The sequence below is a fragment of the Achromobacter arsenitoxydans SY8 genome (assembly GCF_000236785.1).
Classification (GTDB): Bacteria; Pseudomonadota; Gammaproteobacteria; order Burkholderiales; family Burkholderiaceae_B; genus Achromobacter; species Achromobacter arsenitoxydans.
Genome location: NZ_AGUF01000055.1, coordinates 26,908 through 51,996, shown reverse-complemented (window position 1 = coordinate 51,996; position 25,089 = coordinate 26,908). Strand labels below are relative to the sequence as shown.

Annotated in this window: 23 protein-coding genes; 1 reads left to right on the top strand and 22 read right to left on the bottom strand. The window is 64.9% G+C overall.

The genetic code is table 11. From position 1 onward, the window contains the following. Positions 1-7: 7 nt before the first annotated feature. The 14 genes from KYC_RS15825 to KYC_RS15760 all read right to left on the bottom strand — a co-directional run bounded on the left by KYC_RS15825 (position 8) and on the right by KYC_RS15760 (position 16,228). On the bottom strand, positions 8-1,306 hold the full coding sequence (locus KYC_RS15825; protein ID WP_008164078.1) for a sulfate adenylyltransferase subunit 1: 1,299 nt from the start codon (positions 1,304-1,306) through the stop codon (positions 8-10). Between the two features lie 41 nt (positions 1,307-1,347). Then, a complete protein-coding gene (gene cysD, locus KYC_RS15820; protein WP_008164076.1) occupies positions 1,348-2,256 on the bottom strand; it encodes a sulfate adenylyltransferase subunit CysD in 909 nt (302 codons plus the stop codon). Between the two features lie 41 nt (positions 2,257-2,297). Next, the gene (locus KYC_RS15815) at positions 2,298-3,041 is read right to left on the bottom strand and encodes a phosphoadenylyl-sulfate reductase (RefSeq protein WP_008164074.1); all 744 of its coding nucleotides are present in this window, start codon (positions 3,039-3,041) and stop codon (positions 2,298-2,300) included. Next, positions 3,038-4,102, bottom strand: coding sequence for a sulfate/molybdate ABC transporter ATP-binding protein (locus KYC_RS15810; protein WP_008164072.1), 1,065 nt, complete (start codon positions 4,100-4,102; stop codon positions 3,038-3,040). Before KYC_RS15810 ends, KYC_RS15815 begins: the two co-directional genes overlap by 4 nt. A gap of 27 nt (positions 4,103-4,129) precedes the next feature. Continuing rightward, the gene (gene cysW, locus KYC_RS15805; RefSeq protein ID WP_008164070.1) at positions 4,130-5,029 is read right to left on the bottom strand and encodes a sulfate ABC transporter permease subunit CysW; all 900 of its coding nucleotides are present in this window, start codon (positions 5,027-5,029) and stop codon (positions 4,130-4,132) included. Beyond that, the gene (gene cysT, locus KYC_RS15800) at positions 5,026-5,916 is read right to left on the bottom strand and encodes a sulfate ABC transporter permease subunit CysT (RefSeq protein ID WP_008164069.1); all 891 of its coding nucleotides are present in this window, start codon (positions 5,914-5,916) and stop codon (positions 5,026-5,028) included. The genes cysW and cysT overlap by 4 nt, the downstream gene beginning before the upstream one ends. A 24-nt stretch (positions 5,917-5,940) precedes the next feature. Then, entirely contained in the window at positions 5,941-6,969 is a 1,029-nt protein-coding gene (locus tag KYC_RS15795) for a sulfate ABC transporter substrate-binding protein (protein ID WP_043518635.1), read from the bottom strand. Between the two features lie 213 nt (positions 6,970-7,182). Then, the gene (locus tag KYC_RS15790; RefSeq protein ID WP_008164064.1) at positions 7,183-7,824 is read right to left on the bottom strand and encodes a peroxiredoxin; all 642 of its coding nucleotides are present in this window, start codon (positions 7,822-7,824) and stop codon (positions 7,183-7,185) included. Positions 7,825-8,026: 202 nt separating this feature from the next. Then, complete coding sequence (aspT, locus tag KYC_RS15785) at positions 8,027-9,727, bottom strand: aspartate-alanine antiporter (RefSeq protein ID WP_008164062.1); 1,701 nt, start codon at positions 9,725-9,727, stop codon at positions 8,027-8,029. Between the two features lie 24 nt (positions 9,728-9,751). Continuing rightward, positions 9,752-11,572: a bifunctional aspartate transaminase/aspartate 4-decarboxylase gene (locus KYC_RS15780; protein ID WP_008164059.1), complete on the bottom strand. Its 1,821-nt coding sequence runs from the start codon at positions 11,570-11,572 to the stop codon at positions 9,752-9,754. Between the two features lie 109 nt (positions 11,573-11,681). After that, the gene (gene aspT, locus KYC_RS15775) at positions 11,682-13,373 is read right to left on the bottom strand and encodes an aspartate-alanine antiporter (RefSeq protein WP_008164057.1); all 1,692 of its coding nucleotides are present in this window, start codon (positions 13,371-13,373) and stop codon (positions 11,682-11,684) included. Between the two features lie 178 nt (positions 13,374-13,551). Beyond that, positions 13,552-14,481, bottom strand: a complete 930-nt coding sequence (locus tag KYC_RS15770; protein WP_008164054.1) for an electron transfer flavoprotein subunit alpha/FixB family protein — start codon at positions 14,479-14,481, stop codon at positions 13,552-13,554. Positions 14,482-14,483: 2 nt separating this feature from the next. Continuing rightward, positions 14,484-15,233 carry an electron transfer flavoprotein subunit beta/FixA family protein gene (locus KYC_RS15765; protein WP_008164052.1) on the bottom strand — a complete coding sequence of 250 codons (750 nt, stop codon included), beginning with the start codon at positions 15,231-15,233 and terminating at the stop codon, positions 14,484-14,486. Positions 15,234-15,304: 71 nt separating this feature from the next. Then, a complete protein-coding gene (locus KYC_RS15760) occupies positions 15,305-16,228 on the bottom strand; it encodes a histone deacetylase family protein (RefSeq protein ID WP_081478051.1) in 924 nt (307 codons plus the stop codon). Between the two features lie 10 nt (positions 16,229-16,238). Between KYC_RS15760 and mltB the strand changes: the two genes are divergently transcribed. Then, the gene (mltB, locus tag KYC_RS15755) at positions 16,239-17,396 is read left to right on the top strand and encodes a lytic murein transglycosylase B (protein WP_043518633.1); all 1,158 of its coding nucleotides are present in this window, start codon (positions 16,239-16,241) and stop codon (positions 17,394-17,396) included. Positions 17,397-17,531: 135 nt separating this feature from the next. Here mltB and cysM read toward each other — a convergent pair whose 3' ends face one another. The 8 genes from cysM to rpsA all read right to left on the bottom strand — a co-directional run bounded on the left by cysM (position 17,532) and on the right by rpsA (position 24,979). Further along, positions 17,532-18,443 carry a cysteine synthase CysM gene (cysM, locus tag KYC_RS15750; protein ID WP_008164046.1) on the bottom strand — a complete coding sequence of 304 codons (912 nt, stop codon included), beginning with the start codon at positions 18,441-18,443 and terminating at the stop codon, positions 17,532-17,534. Between the two features lie 82 nt (positions 18,444-18,525). Then, a complete protein-coding gene (locus tag KYC_RS15745; RefSeq protein WP_008164044.1) occupies positions 18,526-19,023 on the bottom strand; it encodes a ComEA family DNA-binding protein in 498 nt (165 codons plus the stop codon). 166 nt (positions 19,024-19,189) lie between these two features. Beyond that, positions 19,190-20,179 (bottom strand): ADP-glyceromanno-heptose 6-epimerase, encoded by a 990-nt coding sequence (gene rfaD, locus KYC_RS15740; protein WP_008164042.1) that lies wholly within the window; start codon positions 20,177-20,179, stop codon positions 19,190-19,192. After that, positions 20,176-21,117 carry a D-glycero-beta-D-manno-heptose-7-phosphate kinase gene (gene rfaE1, locus KYC_RS15735; RefSeq protein WP_008164039.1) on the bottom strand — a complete coding sequence of 314 codons (942 nt, stop codon included), beginning with the start codon at positions 21,115-21,117 and terminating at the stop codon, positions 20,176-20,178. Before rfaE1 ends, rfaD begins: the two co-directional genes overlap by 4 nt. Continuing rightward, entirely contained in the window at positions 21,114-22,328 is a 1,215-nt protein-coding gene (gene lapB / locus KYC_RS15730) for a lipopolysaccharide assembly protein LapB (protein ID WP_008164037.1), read from the bottom strand. Before lapB ends, rfaE1 begins: the two co-directional genes overlap by 4 nt. A gap of 49 nt (positions 22,329-22,377) precedes the next feature. Beyond that, a complete protein-coding gene (locus KYC_RS15725) occupies positions 22,378-22,692 on the bottom strand; it encodes a LapA family protein (RefSeq protein ID WP_008164034.1) in 315 nt (104 codons plus the stop codon). A 208-nt stretch (positions 22,693-22,900) separates the two neighbouring features. Next, positions 22,901-23,263, bottom strand: coding sequence for an integration host factor subunit beta (locus tag KYC_RS15720; protein WP_008164033.1), 363 nt, complete (start codon positions 23,261-23,263; stop codon positions 22,901-22,903). Positions 23,264-23,266: 3 nt separating this feature from the next. Continuing rightward, positions 23,267-24,979 carry a 30S ribosomal protein S1 gene (rpsA, locus tag KYC_RS15715; protein ID WP_008164031.1) on the bottom strand — a complete coding sequence of 571 codons (1,713 nt, stop codon included), beginning with the start codon at positions 24,977-24,979 and terminating at the stop codon, positions 23,267-23,269. Between the last annotated feature and the right edge of the window lie 110 nt (positions 24,980-25,089).

Genomic DNA, 25,089 nt, shown 5'->3' with positions numbered 1-25,089 from the left:
TGTAAACCTAGCGCAACATACCCGCCGCCGCGGTCTGGTGCGTCGCCTCGTCGATCAGGATGAAAGCGCCCGTGGCGGCGACATCGTCGTAGCGGTCGACCGCCAAAGCCTCGCGCGTCGTGAGCGTGACGCGCCCGATGTCGTTCATGCGCAAAGTGCCTTCCGTATTCTCGACTTCCTGCAGTTCATGAATGTCCCGGTGCGACAGCACCGCGCGCACCTTCGCCGACGTCAGACGCGTGCCGGACTTGAGCAGGTACTTGCGCGCGGGATTCAAGGCTTGCGCATCCAGCCAGCAGAGCTCGGCCTCGAACTCGCGCGACACCTGCGCTGGCGCCGCCGTGTGCACGATCACGTCGCCGCGCGACACGTCGACATCGCGGTCCAGCACCAGCGTGATCGAATCGCCTGCCACCGCCTCGTCGAGCGCGCGGTCGAAAGCCCGCAGCTCTTGCACCCGCGCGGCCACGCCGGATGGCTGCACCGTCACCTCGTCGCCCGGGCGCAGCACGCCGCTTGCGACGCGGCCCGCGTAGCCGCGGAAATCGTCCGTGCGATCGCCGCCATGGCGCGCCACCCATTGCACCGGGAAGCGCAGCGGCAGGGCCCGGCCGTCGGCCGACAGGTCCAGTGATTCGAGCAGCGCCAACAGGGGCTGCCCCTCGTACCAAGGCGTCTTGGGCGACAGCGTGACGACGTTGTCGCCGCTGAGCGCCGACAGGGGCAGCGCGTCGAAATGCGCGATGCCCAGCTTGGCCGCAAGATCCGCATAAGCGTCGCGGATGCGTTCGAACACCGCGCGGTCCCAGTCCACCAGGTCCATCTTGTTCACCGCGACCACGATGTGGCGTATGCCCAGCAGGCGCGCGATCGTGCTGTGCCGCTTGGTCTGCGGCAGCAGCTTGCCGTCGGCGGCGCGGGTCGCGTCGATCAGGATGACGGCGACGTCGGCCGTCGAGGCGCCGGTCACCATGTTGCGGGTGTATTGCTCGTGGCCCGGCGCGTCGGCAATGATGAACTTGCGCGTGGGCGTGGAAAAGTAGCGGTATGCGACGTCGATGGTGATGCCCTGCTCGCGCTCGGCTTCCAGGCCGTCCGTCAGCAGCGAAAAGTCGATGCCGTCGCCGGCCACGCGCTTGTGCTTGGCGCGCGAGATCGCATCGAGCTGATCGGCGAAGACGCCCTTGCTGTCGTACAGCAGGCGGCCGATCAGTGTGGATTTACCGTCGTCGACGGAGCCCGCCGTGATCAAGCGCAACACGCCCGTGTCGGCGCCGGAAAGAAAGGAATCGTTCAGTGCGTTCATGTGGTTCCCCAGGCGCCGGCCTGCGCCGGCGCGTCATGCATTCAGAAATAGCCTTCCTTCTTGCGGCGCTCCATTGAGGCCTCGGAAGTCTGGTCGTCCATGCGCGTGGCGCCGCGCTCGGTGATGTCCGTCACCGCGGTCTCGGCGATGATGGCCATGGTGTCGCCGGCGTCGGAAGCGACCGGGCAGGTGCAGGAAATGTCGCCCACCGTGCGGAATCGCACGGACAGGCGCTCGACCTGTTCGCCGTCCGCCGGCGGCGTCAGCCTTGTGACCGGCACCAGCAGGCCCTTGCGGCGCACCACCTCGCGCTCGTGCGCATAATAGATAGACGGCAGCGCCAGCTGCTCTCGCTGGATGTACTGCCAGACGTCCAGCTCGGTCCAGTTCGAGATCGGGAAGACGCGCATGTTCTCGCCGCGGTGCACGCGGGTGTTGAACAGGCTCCACAGCTCCGGCCGCTGGGCCTTGGGGTCCCACTGGCCGAATTCGTCGCGGAATGAAAAGATGCGTTCCTTGGCGCGCGCCTTTTCCTCGTCGCGGCGGGCGCCGCCGATGCAGGCGTCGAAACCGAATTCCTCGATCGCCTCAAGCAGCGTCACGGCCTGCGCCGCGTTGCGCGAATCGGTTTCGCGGCGCAGCACGACACTGCCGCGCTTGATGGAGTCTTCGACGCTGCGCACGATCAGGGTTTCGCCCAGCTCGGCCGCGCGCGCGTCGCGGAAGGCGATGACTTCATCGAAGTTGTGGTCCGTGTCGATGTGCATCAACGGGAACGGAAAGCGGCCCGGCCTGAACGCCTTTTCGGCCAAGCGCAGCAGCACCACGGAGTCCTTGCCGCCCGAGAACAGCAGCACGGGCTTTTCGCATTCGGCGGCGACCTCGCGCAAGATGAATATTGCTTCGGATTCCAGCCAATCCAGGTGGCTGCGTTGGATCACAGCAGACATAGGTATTCCCCTAAAACAGATTTCGAATTGAGTGGGCCGCGTCAATCGCCGCGCGCCGCGATACTGATTACCCGGTTGCCCGCATGCAGGCCGCATTCCTTGGAATCCGACGATTCCCACCACCAGCGCCCTGCCCTCAGGTCCTCGCCGGGACGGATCGCCCGCGTACAGGGTTCGCAACCGATAGACGGATAGCCTTGGTCGTGCAGCGGGTTGTAGGGAATGCCGAGCGCGCGGATGGCGGACCACACGTCTTCCTCGCTCCAGTCGGCCAGCGGGTTGAACTTGTAGAGGCCGAAGGTCTTGTCGTCTTCTTCCAGCGCAAGCTCACCGCGCGTCGTGGACTGCGCGCGCCGCTGCCCGGTGATCCAGGCGCCGCGGCCCGCAAGCGCGCGCTTGAGCGGCTCGACTTTGCGGATCTGGCAACAGGCCTTGCGCAGTTCCACGCTTTCGTAGAACGCAAAGGCGCCATGCGCGGCCACATGCTCGTCGACCGCCGCCGCAATCGGCCGGTACACGGTGACCTCGCGCCCATAGCGCTCGCGCACGGCGTCCAGCACGCCCAGCGTCTCGGCGTGCAGCCGGCCGGTGTCCAGTGTGAACACTTCCAGATCCAGGCCAGAGTCGTAGATGGCGTGGGTCAGCACCATGTCCTCGGCCGCCAGCGACGACGCCAGCGCAGCGTCCGGATAGCGCCGCCGGATATCGGCCAGGCGCGCCGTCAGGTCGCGCCAGCGAGCCGCCAGGCCCGCGTCCAGTTCAACGGAAACATCGGTAGTCGTCATGGCTGCACCGCGAAGATGCGCGCCCGGCGGGGCCGCGCGAGAAGAATTTCGCCGTCCCGCAGGTTCAGCTCCTGGTACAGCGACTCGGGAACCTCGGCCTCGATGATGGCGTCGGTGTCCTGGCGGGCCAGTTCCAGGTAGGCGCTGGGTCCGGCCAGATAGGCGTGCGACAGCCGCACTGGAATGCCTCCGGCGTCGGCGCGATAGCGCTCGATCTCGAACTCATGCGGCCGCACATAGGCGATGGCGCGCTGGGCATCGGCCTGGCCCAGATCGGGCGCCGGCAGCGACAGGCCCGCGCCTTCCCACACGCCGCGCGCGGCGCTGCCCTGCAATTGGTTCACGTCGCCCAGGAAGCCATAAACGAACGGCGTGGCCGGGCCTTCCCAGACTTCACGGGGCGTGCCGACCTGTTCGATGCGGCCGGCGTTCATCAGCACCACCCGGTCCGACACTTCCAGCGCCTCTTCCTGGTCGTGCGTAACGAACACGCTGGCGACGTGCAGTTCGTCGTGCAGCCGGCGCAGCCAGCGGCGCAGTTCCTTGCGCACCTTGGCGTCCAGCGCGCCGAAGGGCTCGTCCAGCAGCAGCACCCGCGGCTCGACCGCCAGCGCGCGCGCCAGCGCGATACGCTGGCGCTGGCCGCCGGACAGCTGCGCCGGATAGCGGTCGGCCAGCCAATCCAGCTGCACCAGACCCAGCAAGTCATGCACCTTGCGCTTGATCTGGTCTTCCGGCGGGCGCTGCGAACGATGCTTGACGCGCAGGCCGAAGGCCACGTTCTCGAACACCGTCATGTGCTTAAACAGGGCGTAGTGCTGGAACACGAATCCGACCTGGCGCTGGCGCACGTCCACCGCGGTCGCGTCCTCGCCCGCGAACAGCACGCTGCCGGAATCCGCCGACTCCAGGCCCGCAATGATGCGCAGCAGCGTGGTCTTGCCGCAGCCCGACGGGCCCAGCAGCGCCACCAGCTCGCCGGTCTCGATGTGCAGCGACACATCGTTCAGCGCGCGGAACTGGCCGAAACGCTTGGATAGATTGCGTACTTCGATACTCATGCCTGTCTCCTTGGCCGGCGCGTCGCGTCAGGCGACCGCCGGCTTGATGGCCACCGCGGGCCCGGGATACTCCACCGGCTGGCCCGCGCCCTGCAAAAGGCGCGCGTTGCGCCACTCGATCACGTTCTTAGCCACCAGCGTCACCAGCGCCAGCAGGGCAAGCAGCGAGGCGACGGCGAACGCCGCGGAATACTGGTATTCGTTGTAGAGAATCTCTACGTGCAGCGTCATGGTGTTGGTCAGCCCGCGGATCTGGCCGGACACCACCGACACCGCGCCGAACTCGCCCATGGCCCGCGCGTTGCACAGGATGGCGCCGTACAGCAGGCCCCACTTGATGTTGGGCAGCGTCACGCGCCAGAAGATCTGCCAGCCGCTGGCGCCCAGGGTCAGCGCGGCCTGCTCTTCTTCGCTGCCCTGCGCCTGCATCAGCGGAATGAGTTCGCGCGCTACGAAGGGAAAGGTGACGAACAGCGTCGCCAGGATGATCCCGGGCACGGCGTAGACGATCTTGATGTCGTGGGCCTGCAGCCATTCGCCGAACCAGCCCTGCGTGCCGAACAGCAGCACGAAAACCAGGCCGGCCACCACGGGCGACACCGAGAACGGCAGGTCGATCAGCGTGATCAGGAACTGCTTGCCGCGGAACTGGAACTTGGTGATGGCCCAGGCCGCGGCCACGCCAAATACCAGGTTCACCGGCAGCGCGATCGCGGCGACCAGCAGCGTCAGGCGGATGGCCGCCCAGGCGTCGGGCTCGACGATGGCATCCAGGTACAGCTGCCAGCCTTTGCGGAACGCCTCGGCGAACACCGCCGCCAGCGGCACCAGCAGAAAGAGCGCCAGGAACCCAAGCGCGATGAACAGCAGAACGCCGCGCACCCAGCGCGGTTCGGTCAGGTGAGCGGGACGATCCGAAGCGCTCATGACAGCCTCCCCAGGCCGCGGCGCGCCTGCCAGCCCTGCAACAGGTTGATGATGAGGAGCAGGACAAACGACAGCACCAGCATCACGGTCGCGATGGCGGCCGCGCCGGCGTAGTCGAACTGCTCCAGCTTGGAAATGATCAGCAGCGGCGTGATCTCGGACACCATGGGCATGTTGCCGGCGATGAACACCACCGATCCGTACTCGCCGACCGCGCGGGCGAACGCCAGCGCAAAGCCCGTCATCAAGGCCGGCATGATGGTCGGCAGCAGCACGCGGCGGAACGTCTGCCAGCGGTCGGCGCCCAGGCTGGCAGCGGCCTCTTCGATTTCGCGTTCCACGTCTTCCAGCACCGGCTGTACGGTGCGCACCACGAAGGGCACGCCGATGAAGATGAGCGCGATCACGATGCCCAGCGGCGTGAACGCCACTTTCAGGCCGAACCATTCGGACAGCGGGCCGCCCAGCCAGCCCTTCTGCGAGTAGAGCGCGGTCAGGGCGATGCCCGCCACCGCCGTGGGCAGCGCGAACGGCAGGTCGACCAGGGCGTCCAGGATCTTCTTGCCCGGAAAGCGATACCGCACAAGAACCCACGCGACGACGGTGCCGAACACCAGGTTGACCAGCGCCGCGATGAACGACGCGCCAAATGTCAGCTTGTAGGACGCCAGCACCCGCGGCGCGGTGACCGCATCCCAGAACCCCTGCCATCCCAGCCCGGCGCTCTTGATCGGCAGGGCGGCCAGGGGAATCAGCACGAGCACGCTGAGATACAGCACTGCGTATCCCATGGAAATGCCGAAACCGGGCAGCACGCCCGGGCTGTTGCGCCGAACGGCAAAAGGCGCTTGCGCGCCGTTTGCCGTCGGGTTCGAGGCAGTAGTCATGGCCGTCGTCCGATGGTGTTCCGATTACTTCTTCTGCGGCTGGTAGATCTGGTCGAAGGTCCCGCCGTCGCTGAAGTGGTCCTTCTGCGCCTTGCGCCAGCCGCCGAAGATCTTGTCGTCGATGGTGACGAGCTTGACCTTGGGAAACTTGCTTTCGTACTTGGCGGCAACCGTCTTGTCCAAGGGCCGGTAGTAGTTCTTGGCGATGATTTCCTGCGCGGCCGGGGTGTACAGGAACTCGAGGTAGGCCTGCGCCGCGGCGCGGGTGCCCTTCTTGTCGACGACCTTGTCCACGATGGCCACCGGCGGCTCGGCCAGGATAGACAGCGAAGGCACCACGATGTCGAACTTGTCCGGACCCAGCTCTTCCAGGGCCAGGAAGGCCTCGTTCTCCCAGGCCAGCAGCACGTCGCCCACGCCGCGTTCCACGAAGGTCGTGGTGGCGCCGCGCGCCCCGGTGTCCAGCACCGGCACGTGCTTGAGCAGGTCGCCGACGAAGGCGCGCGCCTTGTCTTCGCTGCCGCCGTTCTTTTCCAGCGCATAGGCCCAGGCGGCCAGGTAGTTCCAGCGGGCGCCGCCCGAGGTCTTGGGATTCGGCGTGATGACCTGCACGCCGTCCTTGACGAGGTCGTCCCAGTCCTTGATCTGCTTGGGGTTGCCCTTGCGCACGAGGAACACGATGGTGGACGTGTAGGGCGAGCTGTTCTGCGGCAGGCGGGCCTGCCAGTTTTCGGGCAGCAAGCCGCGATCGGCGATGGCGTCGATGTCGTAGGCGAGCGCCAGCGTCACGACGTCAGCCTCCAGCCCGTCGATGACCGAACGCGCCTGGCGGCCGGAACCGCCGTGCGACTGACGGATCGTCAGGTCGACGTTCGCCTTGTCCTTGTATTGCTTGACGAACGCGTCATCAATGGCGCGGTACAGCTCCCGCGTCGGGTCGTAGGATACGTTGAGCAGCGTCTGCTTCTGCTGCGCTTGCGCCGGCGCCATCGCGGCAAGCGACACCGTCACCGCGGCCAAGGCGGCCAACCAACCGGCTTTCCTGAAAGACATCCCTTGCTCCCTGTGTTTGGCAATGTGGAGGCAAGTGTGCGGGGTGGCCGATCTGAACGGAACGAATCATTTTTTGATTGCTCATCGCTCTCAGGCATATAGGACGGACGTCCCAACAACGAAAAACCGCCGCAATCCTCTATGAAGATTGCGGCGGTTCGGGCGGCGCAAAGCCGCTTTAACGATTGGGGGAGAACCCCCCATTTTTCGAATTTACTTATTCGGCTGAGGCGTAATGCGCAGGTAGGGACGCACCGCCTTGTAGCCCTTGGGGAACTTTTCCTTGATCACCGCTTCGTCCTGCAGGGACGGAACGATGATCACATCGTCGCCGTCTTCCCAGTTGACCGGCGTGGCAACGCTGTGGCTGTCGGTCAGCTGCAGCGAATCAATGACGCGCAGGATTTCGTTGAAGTTGCGCCCGGTGCTGGCCGGATACGTGATGGTCAGGCGCACCTTTTTGTTCGGGTCGATGATGAACACGGAGCGCACGGTCGCCGTGGCGCTGGCATTCGGGTGGATCATGTCGTAGAGCTCGGAAACCTTGCGGTCCTTGTCGGCGATGATCGGAAAGTTGACCGTCGTCGATTGCGTATCGTTGATGTCCTCGATCCACTTGGCGTGGGAATCGGCGCCATCCACCGACAAGGCAAGGACCTTCACGTTGCGCTTGGCGAATTCATCGGCCAGCTTGGCGGTGTAGCCCAGCTCGGTCGTGCAGACGGGCGTGAAATCGGCCGGATGCGAGAACAGCACACCCCAGCTGTTACCCAGATACTCGTGGAAGCGGATCGGGCCAGCCGAGGATTCCTGTTCGAAATCGGGGGCGATATCGCCCAGGCGTAGTTGACTCATGGTGTCTCCAGTGTGCGGATTCAGTTGAAGGGGCTGACTGCCTGACCATCCTGGAAAGGCAGCGCTGCGGGCGCTTCGTCGCGAAGATTACCGCGTGTAAAACGATTCTTCCATCAAACCTTTAGCCGAGGAAATACGCAAGTCATATAACCTTATGCAATATCCGCAGCAGCATCGAAACGCCCTCGCCTACCCTGTTCGGCTAGCTCAGATGGTAGGCCAGAGACACAATGATCGGCCCCAACACCGGCAGCAGCACATTGGCGATGGCGTAGGTCACCGTATAGCCCAGCAGCGGCACGGAACTGCCGCTGGCCGTCAGGATGGCGCTGATGGCCGGTGTGCTGACATGCTGTCCGGCAATGGCCCCCACCAGCAGCGGCCCCTCGATCTTCAGGAGCTTGTGGCCTACCCATAGCGACAGGCAGGCGGGTCCCAGCGACACCAGCAGGCCGATCAGCGGCAGCACCGCGCCATGATCACGGATCAGAGACAGCGCATCCGGACCCGCCGACAGGCCCACGCAGGCGACGAAAATCGCCAGCCCCAGGTCCTTCAGCAACTGCACCGCGTGCGCGGGCATGTGGCCGATAGACGGCCGTTTGGCGTTGATCCAGCCGCAGACCAGGCCGCTGACAAGCGCCCCGCCCCCGCTGCCCAGCGACACCGGAATGCCCCACACCCGCGCGCCCAGGCTGCCCACCATCAGGCCGACGAGAATGCCGAAAGCCAGGAACACCAGATCCGTCACGCCGCTACGGCGCAATTCGTTGCCCAGCACCGTGCCGGCTTCAGACAATTCGGGTTCGGCACCCACCAGGGTCACCAGATCGCCGTACTGGAGCACCGTCGCCGGGGTAATTGGCAACGCATGACCGGACCGGACGATGGACTGCAGGAATACCCCGCGCGCGCGCTGGGCGCCGGGCTGCTTGGCCAGCTCTCCCAGCGTGCGGCCGTTGATGGACTTCTTGTTGACGATGATCTGCAGTTCGGTCAAATGGAGATCTTCGGCATGCGCCTCCGGCAGCTGGATCTCCGGACCGATCACCGAGCCGGCGCGCAGCGCGAAGCGGCGCACGCCCAGCACCACGACAATGTCGCCGGTCGCAAGCCGGTCTTCGGGCGTGGCGTCGACGACCTCGCCATTGCGCAGGATGCGGTTGACAACGGTGCGGCCGCCCAATTGCGCCTCGATCTCGGCCACGCTTTTGCCGTCTGCATCCTTGACGACGTGGGCGCGTCCGACCAGCCGGGGCAACGACGGAAGGCTTTGTTCTTCGCCCTCGCCCGGCGTCACGCCCAGCTTTTCCTCAAGCGCCTTGGAAGCCTCGCGCAAGTTGATGCGCAGGAGCGCAGGCGCCACCTGACTGGTGAAGAAGACGATGCTTATCAGGCCCACCAGATAGGTCAGCGTGTATGCCGTGGCGATGTTGGCTTCCATGCGCTGCACTTCCGCGTCGGGCAGCCCCAGGTGCTTGAGCGCCTCGGCCGCCGTGCCGACCACGGCCGATTCCGTCGCCGCCCCTGCCGCCAGGCCCGCGGCCGTGCCGGCGTCCAGGCCGAACATTGGCACCGCCATCAGCACGATTCCCAGCACCAGCACGGCCTCGATGATCGGCAGCAGGATATAGCGCAGACTGGACCGGTTGAGGTTGGCGAAGAACTGCGGGCCGCCCGAGTAGCCCATGGCGAAAATGAACAGGGCGAACGCGACCTCCTTCAGGTCGCCCTGAATCTGGCAGCCCGTCTGACCGATCAGCAAGGCGACGATGAGCGTTCCGCACACCCCGCCCAGCTGGATCGGACCGACTTTCAGCTTACCAATCAGATATCCCAATCCCACCGTGACAAACAACACCGCGATGGGGACGCTATTGAAAAATCCGACGGAGCATGTCATGAGGTCGTGTCGCCCTTAGGCGTCCTATTTAGAGGATGCCGCCTTCTTTGCGGACTTGGCTGCCGTATCCGCCTTCTTGACCGCCTTCTTCACGGCCTTCTTGGCCGCCGTCTTGCCGCTGGCGGCGCGCTTGGCCTTCGAGGCCTTGACCGTCTGGCCCTTGCCCGCGGTCGGGCCGGAACGCACCAGTTCGGACGCCTTCCACGCCTCAACGTATTCGGTCGCGGATTCGACCATGTGCTTGCCGATCTTGGCGTAGTCCCCGTCGTCCAGGTTGGCCAGCGAGATGCGGATCGACCACGGCGGACCACCGAAACCGCCGCCGTCCATCAGCACCACACCCGACTTCTCAGCCAGCCGGAACAGAAAGTCCACCGGCTCGTAGTTCGTGGTCATGTACTTGCAGAAGGCGTCTCCGTACATGATCTTGGCCCAGACCATGAAGTCCAGTTCGACGTAGTACCAGCCGCGCATCGGGTCTTCCGGCGGCATGGGTATGCCCAGGCCCTGCCACAGCGCGTCGCGGCGGCTGCGCACGATCTCCATGGTCAGGTGCTTGTAGGCGTCCTTCAAATCCAGCAGGTGCGACAGCGCGAAAAATCCCATCTGCACCTGTTGCGGCAAGGACAGGCCAGCCGTGTGGTTCAGCGCCACCTCACGGCTGTCGGCGACCAGGCGGTCGATGAATTTGAGCTTCTCGGGTTCCATCGTCATGGCGCCGTAGCGCTTGTCCAGGCGCTTCTTCCATGACGCCGGCAACGCGGCGATGCGCCGGTCCATCGTGTTGGTCTCGTGGGTCGCGATGACGCCCAGACGCCATCCCGTGCAACCGAAGTTCTTCGAGAATGAATACACGCAGATCGTGTTGTGCGGCACTTCCGCCATCAGCGAGCGGAAATTCGGCACGAAGGTGCCGTACACATCGTCCGTCACCAACACCAGGTCGGGATTCTTGCGGATCAGGCGCACGATCTGCTTCATCTCGACCGGGCTGAACGCCACCGAAGGCGGATTGCTGGGGTTTACGGTCACGGCCAGCTTGATCTTGGGATCTTCCAGCTTGGCGATTTCCGATGCCGGATAGTGCCAGTCATGCGTGCCGTCGGCGCGCATGCTGTTGGCGTTGATGGCGACGATCTTGAACTGGAAACGCTCCAGATGGGCGATCTCGATGTACGGCGTGAACGTCGGCAGGAATAGCGCAATGGTGTCGCCCTGCTTCAGCAGCCCGTTCGTCATCAGCGAGTCGAAGATGTAGCACATGGCCGCCGTGCCCCCTTCCACCGGAAAGAGGTCGAACTTGCCCTTGGGCGGGCGCCCGTCGCACATTTCCTTGATCAGATAGTCATGGACGATCTGCTCGGTATGCACCAGCGCGCGCGGCGGCACCGGGTAGTGGTCGCCGATGATGCTGTCGGTGAGTTCGTGGATCCATTCGTCGGGATCGAAGCTCTTGATCTTTACGCCATACTCCAGCACACCCATCAGGAAGTCGTAGCCGTCTTCGCTCTTGTGCTTGGCGAGGAACTTGCGCAGCCGATCGGCGCAGCCCTTCTTGGCGGGCATGCCGGCCAGGATGCCGTCGTCGCGGACGCGCCGCGCCTCTTTCATCGCGAACCTGCCCAGCAGGAAGAACGCATCCCGCGGCTCGGTGGCGATCCAGTTCGGATTGCCGCGGCCCGCGTTCAGCATGGTCGCGGTCGACGTCTGCTGGCTGTCCTTGGCCAGGGTGATCAGATAGTCTTTCAATTCGAACGGAGAAAGCTGTTCCAGGTCGCGCTGGTGCGAACGGGAGGTCTTCAAGGCCGAAGCCAGGCTGACGGTGATAGGCGTGGTGGAAGCCATTTTCAGTACTCCTGGAGTGCGTTATGACAGGCGCCTTGAAGGCGGGCGCCATTTCGGTTGCCGCGCTTGCCGTGCGGCCCGCAAGCCTTGTGACTTGCGGGCGGTCCTGCTAGGCCATGAGCATGACGATGACAATCCCCCAGATGATGAGCAGGGTATTGCCGATGGCGTAGGGCACCGTGTAGCCAAGCGCAGGCACCTGGCTCTTCGCCGTTTCGGTGATCTGGCCGATGGCGGCGGTGGTGGTCCGGGCGCCCGCGCAGACGCCGAGCGCGATGGCGGGATGGAACTTGAAGACATACCGTGCGATGAACACGCCCAAGATCATCGGTATGCTGGTGGCGATGACGCCGGCGATGAATAGCTTCGCGCCCAGTTGCTGGAACCCCTGGACAAAGCCCGGCCCGGACACGATGCCCACCACCGCCACGAAGGCGGTCAACCCGACGGATGTCAGGAACCAGTGCACCGGTTCCGGCACCCGCCCGAAAGTCGGATGCACGGACCGCAGGTAGCCGAAGACCAGCCCCGCAATCAGCGAGCCGCCCGACGTCGACAGCGTTATCGGGATGCCGCCCACGGTCAGCACCAGGGTGCCGAACAGGCCGCCCAGCAGGATGCCGAAGCCCACGAACACCATGTCGGTCTGGTTGGTGGCGCGGTCCACATACCCCAGCCGGCCCACGATCCGCTCCACATCGCGCTTGGCGCCCAGGATGAAGAGGCGGTCGCCCCGGTCCAGCTTCAAGCCCCAATTGACCGGCATCTCGTGGCCGCCGCGCACGACCTTGCGCAGGAACACGCCGCGGCCCAGTTCGCGCACGGTCTCGCTGTCCGCAAGCTCCTTGAGCGTCTTGCCGGCCATGTTCTTGTTGGTCAGCACGACCTCGAGGATCTCGGCCGGCAGGTTAATCACGTCCCGGTCCTCGACTTCGGCGCCGATGATGCCCGCGGCCTGCAGGACCAGGGCGTCGTGGCGTCCGGTGACGCCCAGCACGTCCCCGGCCTGCAATACCGTAGTGCCGTCGTTGTCGATGATCTGATCGCCGCGGCGGATGCGCTCGACGAAGACCCGGGCTTCGACGAACTTCGATTCAAGCTCGCGCACCGTCTTGCCCGCAAGTTCCGCGTTGTCCAGCCGGTAGGCCCGAGCCGTGAATTTGCGGTAGCCCGACAGTTCCATGGAATCCGCGCCGCCCGACATCTTGGCCTCGTATTCCTTGCATTCCTTCACGATGTCCACGCGCATCAGCTTGGGACCCAGGGATGCAAGCAGCCAGGCGCTGCCCACGGTGCCGAAGATGTAGCAAACCGCGTAAGCCACGGGAATGCTGTCGATCCATTTTTTCTTGGTCTCGGCGTCGATGGAAAGGCCGTTGATGGTGTCTGTCGCCACCCCCATGACCGCGGAAATGGTCTGCGCGCCGGACAGCAGCCCCGCGCCGGTGCCCGCGTCAAAGCCGAACGCGACGGCAGTCCCCCATGTGACCAGAAGGCAGATGACGCAAATGATGACCGCGAAAATGACCTGGGGAAGGCCATCGCTTTTCATGCCGCGGAAGAATTGCGGTCCGACGCCGTAGCCCAGACCGAAGAGGAACAGCAGGAAGAACACCTGCTTGACGATGGGAGCGATCGTGATGTTGAGCTGGCCGACCAGCACCCCCACCAACAACGTCCCGGTCACGGCCCCCAGATTGAAGCCGAAGATTTTTTTGGCCCCGATCCAGTAGCCTAGGCCCAGGGTCAAAAAAATCGCCAGCTCTGGGTACTTTCTTAGCGTGTCAAAGAACCATTCCATCACGAATCTCCTTCGTTCTGTAAAGGTCAAGCACAAGCACAAGCAAAATAAGTCAGCAGCGCGCGGAATACATTAGCAGAGTCTTTGCGGAAATCAAAAGATTTCGATTCTCCTAAGCGCAAAAAAAAACCGCAGGCACATGGCCTGCGGTTTTTAGCGAATATCGCGCGTTGGCGATTTACAGCGCGTTGGTCAGTTCAGGCACGACCTGGAACAGGTCGCCAACCAGGCCGTAATCCGCCACGCCGAAAATCGGCGCTTCGGGGTCCTTGTTGATGGCGACGATGACCTTCGAGTCCTTCATGCCAGCCAGGTGCTGGATGGCGCCCGAGATGCCGACGGCCACGTAGAGCTGCGGCGCGACGATCTTGCCGGTCTGGCCAACCTGCCAGTCGTTCGGCGCGTAGCCGGCGTCGACTGCGGCGCGCGAGGCGCCCAGCGCGGCGCCCAGCTTGTCGGCCAGCGGATCCAGGATCTTGAAGTTTTCGGCGCTGCCCAGACCGCGGCCGCCCGACACCACGACGCGCGCGCCGGCCAGTTCGGGACGGTCGCTCTTGGCGACTTCGCGGCCCACGAACGTGGACAGGCCCGAATCGGCGACAGCGGCGACGTCTTCGACCGAAGCGGAACCGCCCTGCGCGGCAACGGCGTCAAAGCCGGTGGTGCGCACGGTGATGACCTTGACGGCATCGGCCGACTGCACGGTGGCGATGGCGTTGCCGGCGTAGATCGGGCGTTGGAAAGTATCGGCCGATTCCACGCCGATGATGTCGGAGATCTGGGCCACGTCCAGCTTGGCCGCGACGCGCGGCGCCACGTTCTTGCCCGACGCGGTGGCCGGGAACAGGATGTGGCTGTAGCTCGAAGCCACTGCCAGCACCTGGGCCGCGACGTTCTCGGCCAGGCCATCGGCCAGTTGCGGCGCGTCGGCCAGGAGGACCTTGGCCACGCCAGCCGCCTGGGCGGCCTGGTCGGCCACGGCGCGCGCATTGGCGCCGGCGACCAGCACGTGCACGTCGCCTCCGATCTTGGCGGCGGCGGCGACGGCGTTCAGGGTTGCGCCCTTGAGCTGGGCGTTATCGTGTTCGGCAATAACCAGCGTCGTCATGATCAGACCACCTTCGCTTCGTTCTTGAGTTTGTCCACCAGGGCCGCGACATCGGCCACCTTGATGCCGGCCTTGCGGGCGGGCGGCTCGCTGACCTTCAGCGTCTTCAGGCGCGGCGCGGGATCAACGCCCAGGTCTTGCGGCGTGACGGTGTCCAACTGCTTCTTCTTGGCCTTCATGATGTTCGGCAGCGTGACGTAGCGCGGCTCGTTCAGGCGCAGGTCGGTGGTGACGATGGCCGGCAGCTTCAGGGTCAGCGTTTCCAGGCCGCCGTCCACTTCGCGCGTCACGGTGACCTTGCCGTCGGCAAGTTCAACCTTGCTGGCGAACGTGGCTTGCGGCCAGTCCAGCAGCGCGGCGAGCATCTGGCCGGTCTGGTTGGCATCGTCGTCGATGGCCTGCTTGCCCAGAATCACGAGCTGCGGCTGTTCCTTGTCGACCAGGGCCTTGAGCAGCTTGGCAACGGCCAGCGGCTGCAGTTCGGCGTCGGTCTGGACCAGCACGCCGCGATCGGCGCCGATGGCCATGGCGGTGCGCAGAGTCTCCTGGCATTGCGCAACGCCGCAAGAAACCGCCACGACTTCGGCGACTGCGCCCTTTTCCTTCAGGCGGGTCGCTTCTTCGACGGCGATTTCGTCAAAGGGGTTCATGGACATCTTCACATTGGCGATATCCACGCCGGTCTGATCAGACTTGACGCGCACCTTGACGTTGTAGTCAACGACGCGCTTGACAGGTACCAACACCTTCATCCCGCTGCCTCCAAATGGAAATTAATGACCCGGCATGCGCCGGGATCGCATTGCACAATTTTTTCCTGATTCTACAGCTTCGCCAGCGCCCGTATGTGGGCGACCACGCTGCGGCCCAAAGCGGACAAGTTGTAACCGCCTTCGAGCGTGCTGACGATGCGGCCCTGGCAATGGCGTTCGGCCGCGTCCACAAGCTGCTCCGTGATCCAGGCGTAGTCCGCTTCGACCAGGCCCATCTGCCCCATGTCGTCCTCGCGATGCGCGTCGAATCCCGCCGACACGAGGATGAGTTCGGGACGATGCGCCTCCAGCCGCGGCAGCCAGGTATCGGTCACGATCTCCCTGACCGCGGCGCCCGCCGTATAGGCGGGCACGGGCACGTTCAGCATATTGCCTGCGGGATGATCCGCGCCGCTGTTGGGAAAGAACGGGTGCTGGAAGAAGCTGCACATCAGCACGCGCTCGTCGCCCGCGAAGACGTCTTCCGTGCCATTGCCGTGGTGCACGTCGAAATCGACGATCGCCACCCGGGTCAGGCCATGGACATCCATCGCATGCTGCGCCGCAATGGCGACGTTGTTCAAAAAGCAGAAGCCCATGGATTGCGAGCGGCATGCATGATGCCCCGGCGGACGCACGGCGCAGAAGGCCGTGCGCGCCGCGCCGCCCATCACCGCGTCCACGGCAGCCACGCCCGCGCCGGCCGCATGCAGGGCCGCTTCGTAGGTGTGCGGGTTCATCAGCGTATCCGGATCTATAGGGTAATACCCTGATTCCGGCACATGTTTCTGCAAACTGTCCAGATACTGGACAGTGTGCACGCGCAACAGGTCGTCGCGGGACGCCTGAGGCGCCTGCCGGTCGTCCAGGTAAGGCATCAGGCCGCTGGCGAGCAACTGGTCGGAGATGGCATCCAGCCTCTGAGGGCTTTCCGGATGCCAACTGCCCATTTCATGCAAGCGGCATGCCGGGTGAGTAAGATACATGGTCTCCATAAGGAAGATTATGTTCATCTGTCGGCGAATACTGCAACTCGGAACGCTTTCCGCCCTGCTGGCGGGGTGCTCCACCACCGCTCCAACCGCACCATCCCCCGCCCCCGCCTCCCAGGCGTCCCAGGCTTCCGGCCCCGCCCCTATCCGTATCGGACCCAGTACGCCGACGCTCGGCTCCGAACTGCCGGATGACGCTCCCGCCGCCCTGACCGCCAATGGCGCACTGCGCCCGGAAGTCCGCTCGTTCGTGGAAGACCTGGCCGCCGAACGCCAGCTGCCGCTCGCGCCGATGGTCTCGGCGCTGGAAGGCTCGCGCTACAACGCCACGGTGGCGCGGCTGATCGCGCCGTCCCCGCCCGGAAAAAAAGTCTGGCGCAGCTGGCTGACCTACCGGTCGCGCTTCGTGGAACCCAAACGCATTGGCTGGGGCGTGGATTTCTATAACGAAAACCGTGACCTGCTGAATCAGGCGGCCCAGCGCTTTGGCGTCCCGGCGCCCATCATTGCATCCATCATCGGCGTCGAAACCCTGTACGGCCGCAATATGGGCAACTTCCGCGTGCTGGACGCCCTGGCCACCCTGGCCTTCGACTACCCCGATCCCAACAAGCCTGAACGCGCCACAATGTTCCGCGGCCAGTTGGCCGACTTTCTGACGCTGGTCATGAAGGACAAGCTGGAGCTCGAAACGCGGGGTTCTTACGCCGGGGCCATCGGCATGCCCCAGTTCATGCCCACCAGCGTCATGCACTACGCGGTGGACGGGGACGCCAATGGCCATATCGACCTCACCAACAACACCCAGGACGCCATCATGTCCGTGGGCAGCTTCCTGGCCCAGCACGGCTGGCAGCGGGGCCTGCCGGTGTTCGCGCCGGTGGCGCTGCCCGCCGACCCCACCGCGCTGGTCGACGGCGGACTGGAACCCAAGCAAAGCTGGAGTACGCTGTCGGCGGCCGGCGCGCGCCTGCAGCCCGGCGCGTCCAGCGATGGCTGGAGCAGCCAGCCCATGGGCGTGGTGGATCTGGTGGAAGAAGCGCGCGGCACTGCGCAGTACCGCGTCGGAACGCCCAACTTCTTCGCCCTGACCAAGTACAACCGCAGCTACTTCTACGCGACATCGGTGGCCGACCTTGCCGCGGAAATCGAAGCCCGCGTGACGCGCTGAGCCGGTTCGGCAAGGCAACGCTCCCAAGCGCGTTTTTACTGGCGCGGGGGGGTAAAAAACAAGGCGCCCTGGAGATTCCAGGGCGCCTTTTGCATGGTGGACTGACGGCCCGCGGCGCTTGGCCTGCCGACGACGCTATCCGTTGAAGACGCCGGTGGACAGGTAGCGGTCGCCGCGGTCGCACACGATGAAGACGATCGTCGCGTCGTTCACGCGTTCGGCCACGCGCAGCGCCGCGACCAGCGCCCCAGCCGAGGAAATCCCGCCGAAGATGCCCTCTTCGGCGGCCAGCCGCCGCGCCATGGATTCGGCTTCATACTGCTGGATGGATTCGTAGGCGTCCACCCGGCTGCGGTCGAAGATCTTGGGCATGTAGGCCTCGGGCCACTTGCGGATGCCCGGGATCTGCGAGCCTTCGGCGGGCTGGGCGCCCACAACCTGGACTGCGGGGTTGCGCGACTTCAGGTAGGTGGACACGCCCATGATGGTGCCCGTGGTGCCCATGGCGCTGACGAAGTGCGTGATGCGTCCGTCAGTCTGATTCCACAGTTCAGGGCCCGTGGTTTCGATGTGGGCGCGGGGATTGTCGGGGTTGGCGAATTGGTCCAGCACCAGCCCCCGGCCATCCGCCTGCATTTCGGTGGCCAGGTCGCGGGCGTATTCCATGCCGCCCTTGTCGGCCGGCGTCAGGATGAGTTCAGCCCCATAGGCCGCCATCGCGGCGCGGCGCTCCACGGAGAGGTTGTCCGGCATGATCAGGATCATGCGGTAGCCCTTCATGGCGGCGGCCATGGCGAGCGCGATGCCCGTGTTGCCGCTGGTGGCCTCAATAAGGGTGTCGCCCGGCTTGATGTCGCCGCGCTCTTCCGCGTGCTTGATCATGGACAGCGCCGGGCGGTCTTTGACGGAACCCGCCGGGTTATTGCCTTCCAGCTTGGCCAGGATGACATTGCCGCGCGCCTCGCCCGCCGCGCCGGGAATGCGCTGCAGGCGCACCAGGGGCGTATTGCCGACGGTCTGTTCGATAGTGGGGTAGGTAGTAGTCATGCGGACGATCATAACTCCGCCTGGCGGCGGACGGCGCCAAAAGCCGCGCCCGCGCCAGGGACTCCACAAGATGGCCTGGCGCTCAGGGCTTGGCGGGGGCCGATGCCGCCGGCCTGGCGGGCGCCGGCTTGCCTTGCGCGGGTTTGGCCTGCGCCGGCCGGGCCGCGGCCGGCGCAGAACTGCTGGAATCACCCGCGGCGGCGGCCTTGGCGCCTACCGTCAGGCCGGCCGCCTGCAGCGCCTGAGCCTTTTTCTGGCCGATGCCGCGCACGCGCTCGGTCAGGTCTTCCAGGGATTCGAATTCGCCACCGCGTTCGCGTTCGCGCACGATGACTTCGGCCGTGCGTGGCCCGATTCCGCGTACGCTTTCCAGTTCGGCGGCGCTGGCCTTGTTGAGGTCCACCGCCTGCGCGGGCGGCGCCGCCACGCCCAGGCCGACGGACAGCAGCAGGACGCTGAATGCCCGCCTCAGGGCGCGCTGCCCGGCACGCGGGCACGCCCTTACAGGCTCCCTGCGCGGCCGGCGCCATTGCGGCAGCGGCGAGCCGCAAGCTACGGTGGGTTGGACGAACGGATTCATGAGGATCTCCAGTAGACCGGGCGCAACGGTTGTCGTGCCACGTCCCCATCATCGCGGCGGGCCATCGCGCGCGGCCGCGCAGTGAACCGAAGGATCCACCCCGGCATTCACCCGGGCGAAAAAAAGCCACCGGATTCGGTGGCTTCATCGGACACTGCCCGGCAGCTTACTTGCGGGCGCGCCAATAGCGCACGTATTCCGCCACGCCGGTCTGCACATCGCGCATGGGCGCGGTGAAGCCCGCCGCCCGAAGCTGGGAGACGTCCGCCTGCGTGTAGCTCTGGTAACGGCCCTTCAGATCGTCCGGGAACGGGATGTAGCGGATGAGATCCAGCTCGGTCAGTTGAGCCAGGGTCAGCTCGGCCTCGCCGCGCTCGGCGCGCAGGGTATTGACCACCGCAGCCGCGACGTCGTTGAAGGGCTGCGCCCTGCCCGTGCCGCAGTTGAAAATGCCCGACGTTTCCGGGTGATCCAGGAAATGCAGATTGACTGCGACCACGTCCTCGACCGAGATGAAGTCGCGGCTCTGGCCGCCGTCCACATAGCCGTCCCAGCCCGCGAACAGGCGCACATGCCCGTGCTCAAGGAACTGGTTCATGTTGTGGAACGCCACCGAGGCCATGCGGCCCTTGTGCTGTTCGTGCTGGCCATAGACATTGAAATAGCGCAGGCCCACCACCTGCGCCGTCAGGCTGTCCATGCGCTTGCGCAGCACCTGGTCGAACAGCAGCTTGGAGTAGCCGTAGACGTTCAGGGGGCCTTCGTTGTCGGGGTGCTCGGCGTAGATCGACGAGCCGCCGTACACCGCCGCGGAGGACGCATACAGGAACGGAATGCGGCGCGCCTGGCAGAACTCGAACAGCTCCAGCGTGACCCGGTAATTGTTGTCGAGCATGTAGCGGCCGTTGCGCTCGGTGGTGTCCGAACACGCGCCCTGGTGCAGCACGGCGCGCACTTCGGGCAGGCTGCCGTCGGCGACGCGCCGGCGGAAGTCGTCCTTGTCCATGTAGTCGGCGATCTTGCAGTCGACCAGATTTACGAACTTATCGCCTTCGGTCAGGTCATCGACCGCGATGATGTCCTCGATGCCGCGGCGGTTGAGTCCGCGCACCAGGTTGCTGCCTATGAAGCCCGCGGCTCCGGTAACGACGATCATGAGGATTCTCCTGCCAATTCCGCTGCGGTGACGACGGACGTGCCCAGCTTGCCCACGGCGATGCCGCCGGCCTTGTTGGCCCATCCCATGGCTTCGGCCCACGGCAAGCCAATGGCGCGTCCGACCGCCAGCGTGGCCAGCACGGTGTCGCCGGCGCCAGACACGTCGAACACCTCGTGCGCCTGGGCGTCGGTATGGTCGCGCCCCGCGTCGGTAAACAAAGTCATGCCCTGCTCGGAACGCGTCACGAGCAAGGCCTCGAGGTCCAGATCGGCGCGCAGGCGCTGCGCCCGATCGGTCAATTCCGCTTCTGAATTCCAGCGGCCGACCGCCTCCTGCATTTCGGAGCGGTTGGGCGTGACCAGGGTCGCGCCGCGGTAGCGGGAATAATTGTCGCCCTTGGGGTCCACCAGCACCGGGATGCCGGCGCCGCGTGCCAGGGCAATGAGCGACTCCACGCGGGTCAGCACGCCCTTGGCGTAGTCCGACAGGACGACGATGTCGTGGTTCGCCAGATGGCGGGCCAGCGCGGCGTCCACGCCGTCCAGGGAAACCTGCGACGGATGCTGCTCGAAGTCGACCCGCAGCAGCTGTTGCTGGCGGCCGAGCACGCGCATCTTCAGGGTGGTGTGCAGCGTGTCGTCGGCGATCAGTTCGCCCTGGATGCCGGCTTCGGCGGCCAGGCGCCTGACGCTGTCGCCAGCCTCGTCTTCGCCCAGCACGCCCACGAGCGTAACGTGGCCGCCCAGGGCAGCCACGTTGCGCGCCACGTTGGCGGCGCCGCCCAGGCGGTCTTCGCGGCGCGCGACGCGCACGACTGGCACCGGCGCCTCGGGCGAGATGCGCTCGACTTCGCCGAACCAGTAACGGTCCAGCATCACGTCGCCAACCACGAGCACGCGGCTACGCGAAATGGCTTCGGCGGGAAAAGAGTTCATTCAATTTCTTCCAGACGGCGCGGCGCATAGGTCTCCCAGCCGTTGCAGCCGGGACATTGCCAGTAAAAGCGACGCGCTTGAAAACCGCAACTGCGGCAGGCGTAGCGATCGAGCCGTTGCGTATGCTTGTGGATCAGGCTGCGCAGCAGGGTCAGGTCGGCGCCGGGCACCGGGCCGTGGTCCGAATCGCCTTCGCCGTTGGCCAATTCGGCCTCGAGCAGCCTGTCCAGACCCAGCAGCGAAGGATGGCTGCGCAACGCGCCGCGGGCAAAAGCCCAGGCGGTCGCGGCGCCCTGCTGCACCCGCAGCTCCCGGAACACCACGTTGAAGAGGTCCAGCGAAGCATGGCGGGCGTATTGCTTCTGCAGGAACTCAAGCCCCGCCGGGGCCTGGTTGGACCCGCGATAGTTGGCCAGCAGTTGTTCCGCCACCAGACCGGCGAATTCCGGGACATCGGTCATGACCGATTCCAGATATAGCCTTTCGCGCTTGGGATCCTGTTCGATCAGGGCCAGGCGCGCACGCAACATCGCGGTGCGCACCTTCGCGCCCTTGCTGGAAGCGGCGTCGGTGGTCGCCAAGGCGTGGTCCGCGGCGTCCAGCGCCTTATGCGCGGCCTCGACATCGGCGGGCTTGGCCGTCAGGGCGGACTGCGCCTGTTCGCAGTAGTAGTGCACGATCTGCGGAACGGGTTCGTCGACCAGACCCTGCAGGGTCTTTACGGCCTCGATGGCGCGCGGCCAGTCGTGCTCGGATTCATAGATGCGGATCAGGGAGCGCAGCGCGGGCAAGGCGTAGCGCGTGTCCTTGAGCTGCTCGAAGCCGCTTTCCGCGCGGTCCAGCATCCCGGCTTTCAGGAAGTCCTGCGCCAGCTCGTGCTGCGCATGCTCGCGTTCGGCGGCGGGAAGGTCGGAGCGGTTCAGCAGGCTTTGGTGCACGCGGATGGCGCGCTCCATTTCACCGCGGCGGCGGAACAGGCTGCCCAGCGCGAAGTGCAGCTCGGTGGTTTCGGGATCCAGCTTGGCGACTTCGACGAAGGCGTCGATGGCGCGGTCCGGTTCCTCGTTGAGCAGGAAATTCAGCCCGCGGAAATAGGAGTCCGGCAGCGTGCGGGTTTCCCGCAGCATTTGCCGGATATCGAAGCGCGCGGCCAGCCAGCCCAGCGCGAACAGCACCGGTACGAAAATCAACCACCAAGGTTCAAAATCCACTATTCGGACTCATGCGGTAATTCGGTGCAAAAAAAGCGGCTCGACGATGTCACAGCGGCGACATGGGAGCGACGGCTTCCGGCGGCACGACCGGCTGGTTCCCGCTGACTGCAGCCTGGATACGGTCCAGCTCGCGGCGCAGACGGATCGCTTCACGGCGGCGGCGCAGGGCTGCGGGGACGGTAAGCAGCAGGCCGAACAAGGCGCCCAGCACGAACACGACCAGCATGACGACAATCAGCGGGACGTCCTGGACGACGTAATCGGCGTAGAACTTCACCGCGACGGGATCGGTGTTCTTCAAGGCGAACATCAAAACCGCAACAAACACGAGCAATCGCAGGGCCCAGACTAGATAGCGCATGGCGCATGCTCCATATGATTCGAGACTGTCAATTGTAAGCGACGTCTCAGCCGGCTGAGAAAAAAATGCCCGTGCCCGGCGCTCGCGGCAGGCGTCCGCCGTTTCTGGCCCCGCCAAAGACAAGCTGAAAAAACAAAGCCCCTTGATTTCTCAAGGGGCTTTGTCCGCGGTCCGATCTGCCCGAAGGCAGCTCTGCCTGGCCGACGCGTCAATGCATGGCGTGCAAACCTGCCATGGATGACGGCATCGACTCGCTCGATCCGGAGGATTGAGCGTCCTCGTCATTGCCGCCGACCAAGTCCACCCGTTCGCGCAATTCCTTGCCCGCCTTGAAGTGCGGCACCTGTTTACCAGGGACCAGCACCTGTTCGCCGGATTTGGGATTGCGCCCGACACGGGGAGACCGCTGTGACAGCGAGAAGCTGCCAAAACCGCGGATCTCGATGCGCTGACCCGAGGCCAGGGCCTGGGTCATTGCATCAAGCACGGTCTTGACCGCGTAATCGGTGTCGCGGGCGGCCAGCTGAGGATAGCGGGCCGCCAAGGCGGCGATCAGCTCCGACTTGGTCACGAATTAACCGTCGTTGCGCTGTTGGTCCAGCTTGGCCTTCAGCAGCGCGCCGAGGTTGGTGGTGCCGGACGAAGCGCTGGCGTCGGACATGCGCTGGATCGTATCGGCGGTTTCGGCGTTGTCGCGGGCCTTGATCGACAGCTGGATCGAACGCGTCTTGCGGTCGATGTTGACGATCATGGCTTCGATGTTCTCGCCGGCGGTCAGAACGGTGGTGGCATCTTCAACGCGGCCCGAGGAGATCTCGGAAGCGCGCAGGTAGCCTTCAACGTCCACGGACAGCGTGACAACAGCGCCCTTGGCTTCGACGGACTTGATGGTGCCCGGAACAACCGCGCCCTTGTCAAACGTGGCGACGAAGTTGTTGAAGGGGTCGCCTTCCAGCTGCTTGATGCCCAGCGAGATGCGTTCCTTGTCGGTATCAATGCCCAGAACCACGGCTTCGATCTCGTCGCCCTTCTTGAAGTTGCGCACGGCTTCTTCGCCAGCTTCCGTCCACGACAGGTCGGACAGGTGAACCAGGCCGTCGATGCCGCCGGGCAGACCGACGAACACGCCGAAGTCGGTGATCGACTTGATGGCGCCGCGGACCTTGTCACCGCGCTTGAAGTTCGTGGCGAACTCTTCCCACGGGTTCTGGCGGCACTGCTTCATGCCCAGCGAGATGCGACGACGGTCTTCGTCGATTTCCAGGACCATGACTTCGACTTCTTCGCCCAGGGTAACAACCTTGCGCGGGTCGACGTTCTTGTTGGTCCAGTCCATTTCGGACACGTGGACCAGGCCTTCGATGCCGGCTTCGACTTCAACGAACGCGCCGTAGTCGGTCAGGTTCGTGACCTTGCCGAACAGGCGGGTGCCTTGCGGGTAGCGGCGAGCCAGGCCCACCCACGGATCTTCGCCCAGTTGCTTGACGCCCAGGGAGACGCGGCTCTTTTCCTGGTCGAACTTGAGCACCTTGGCTTCGACTTCCTGACCCACTTGCAGGACTTCGGAGGGGTGACGCACACGGCGCCAGGCCATGTCGGTGATGTGCAGCAGGCCGTCGATACCGCCCAGGTCAACGAACGCGCCGTAGTCGGTGATGTTCTTGACCACGCCCTTGACCACAGCACCTTCGTGCAGGGTTTCGAGCAGCTTCTGACGCTCTTCGCCCATGCTGGCTTCCAGCACCTGGCGACGCGACAGCACAACGTTGTTGCGCTTGCGGTCGAGCTTGATGACCTTGAATTCGAGGGTCTTGCCTTCGTACGGGGTGGTGTCCTTGACCGGACGCAGGTCGACCAGCGAACCCGGCAGGAACGCGCGGATGCCGTTGGTCATGACGGTCAGGCCGCCCTTCACCTTGCCGGTGATGGTGCCGGTAACCAGTTCGCCGTTCTCCAGGGCCTTTTCCAGCTGCAGCCAGGCCGACAGGCGCTTGGCGCGGTCACGCGACAGTATGGTGTCGCCGTAGCCGTTTTCCAGGGAATCGATGGCCACCGAGACGAAATCGCCGGGTTGCACTTCGAGCTCGCCCTGGTCGTTCAGGAACTCTTCCAGGGGGATCAGCGCTTCGGACTTCAGGCCGGCGTTGACGACGACGAAATTGTGGTCGACGCGCACGACTTCGGCGCTGATGACCTCGCCGGACTTCATGTCCTGGCTCTTGAGGCTTTGTGCGAAAAGGTCGGCGAAGCTTTCGCCGCCGGTGGCGGTAGTGGAAACGGAAGACATGGGGTTGAAATCCATTGGGCCGAAATGGCCGTTAAGAACACACCGCAGCGGATTGCCCGCCACAGTGGAGTCAAAATACCTGCTTGCCGGTTTACCCTTGCGGGGTGGCC

What these genes read in the sequence shown, in the direction of transcription:
- KYC_RS15825 (WP_008164078.1), bottom strand. Translation starts at nt 1,306, where the DNA reads ATGAACGCACTGAACGATTCCTTTCTTTCCGGCGCCGACACGGGCGTG.
- cysD (WP_008164076.1), bottom strand. Translation starts at nt 2,256, where the DNA reads ATGTCTGCTGTGATCCAACGCAGCCACCTGGATTGGCTGGAATCCGAA.
- KYC_RS15815 (WP_008164074.1), bottom strand. Translation starts at nt 3,041, where the DNA reads ATGACGACTACCGATGTTTCCGTTGAACTGGACGCGGGCCTGGCGGCT.
- KYC_RS15810 (WP_008164072.1), bottom strand. Translation starts at nt 4,102, where the DNA reads ATGAGTATCGAAGTACGCAATCTATCCAAGCGTTTCGGCCAGTTCCGC.
- cysW (WP_008164070.1), bottom strand. Translation starts at nt 5,029, where the DNA reads ATGAGCGCTTCGGATCGTCCCGCTCACCTGACCGAACCGCGCTGGGTG.
- cysT (WP_008164069.1), bottom strand. Translation starts at nt 5,916, where the DNA reads ATGACTACTGCCTCGAACCCGACGGCAAACGGCGCGCAAGCGCCTTTT.
- KYC_RS15795 (WP_043518635.1), bottom strand. Translation starts at nt 6,969, where the DNA reads ATGTCTTTCAGGAAAGCCGGTTGGTTGGCCGCCTTGGCCGCGGTGACG.
- KYC_RS15790 (WP_008164064.1), bottom strand. Translation starts at nt 7,824, where the DNA reads ATGAGTCAACTACGCCTGGGCGATATCGCCCCCGATTTCGAACAGGAA.
- aspT (WP_008164062.1), bottom strand. Translation starts at nt 9,727, where the DNA reads ATGACATGCTCCGTCGGATTTTTCAATAGCGTCCCCATCGCGGTGTTG.
- KYC_RS15780 (WP_008164059.1), bottom strand. Translation starts at nt 11,572, where the DNA reads ATGGCTTCCACCACGCCTATCACCGTCAGCCTGGCTTCGGCCTTGAAG.
- aspT (WP_008164057.1), bottom strand. Translation starts at nt 13,373, where the DNA reads ATGGAATGGTTCTTTGACACGCTAAGAAAGTACCCAGAGCTGGCGATT.
- KYC_RS15770 (WP_008164054.1), bottom strand. Translation starts at nt 14,481, where the DNA reads ATGACGACGCTGGTTATTGCCGAACACGATAACGCCCAGCTCAAGGGC.
- KYC_RS15765 (WP_008164052.1), bottom strand. Translation starts at nt 15,233, where the DNA reads ATGAAGGTGTTGGTACCTGTCAAGCGCGTCGTTGACTACAACGTCAAG.
- KYC_RS15760 (WP_081478051.1), bottom strand. Translation starts at nt 16,228, where the DNA reads ATGGAGACCATGTATCTTACTCACCCGGCATGCCGCTTGCATGAAATG.
- mltB (WP_043518633.1), top strand. Translation starts at nt 16,239, where the DNA reads ATGTTCATCTGTCGGCGAATACTGCAACTCGGAACGCTTTCCGCCCTG.
- cysM (WP_008164046.1), bottom strand. Translation starts at nt 18,443, where the DNA reads ATGACTACTACCTACCCCACTATCGAACAGACCGTCGGCAATACGCCC.
- KYC_RS15745 (WP_008164044.1), bottom strand. Translation starts at nt 19,023, where the DNA reads ATGAATCCGTTCGTCCAACCCACCGTAGCTTGCGGCTCGCCGCTGCCG.
- rfaD (WP_008164042.1), bottom strand. Translation starts at nt 20,179, where the DNA reads ATGATCGTCGTTACCGGAGCCGCGGGCTTCATAGGCAGCAACCTGGTG.
- rfaE1 (WP_008164039.1), bottom strand. Translation starts at nt 21,117, where the DNA reads ATGAACTCTTTTCCCGCCGAAGCCATTTCGCGTAGCCGCGTGCTCGTG.
- KYC_RS15725 (WP_008164034.1), bottom strand. Translation starts at nt 22,692, where the DNA reads ATGCGCTATCTAGTCTGGGCCCTGCGATTGCTCGTGTTTGTTGCGGTT.
- rpsA (WP_008164031.1), bottom strand. Translation starts at nt 24,979, where the DNA reads ATGTCTTCCGTTTCCACTACCGCCACCGGCGGCGAAAGCTTCGCCGAC.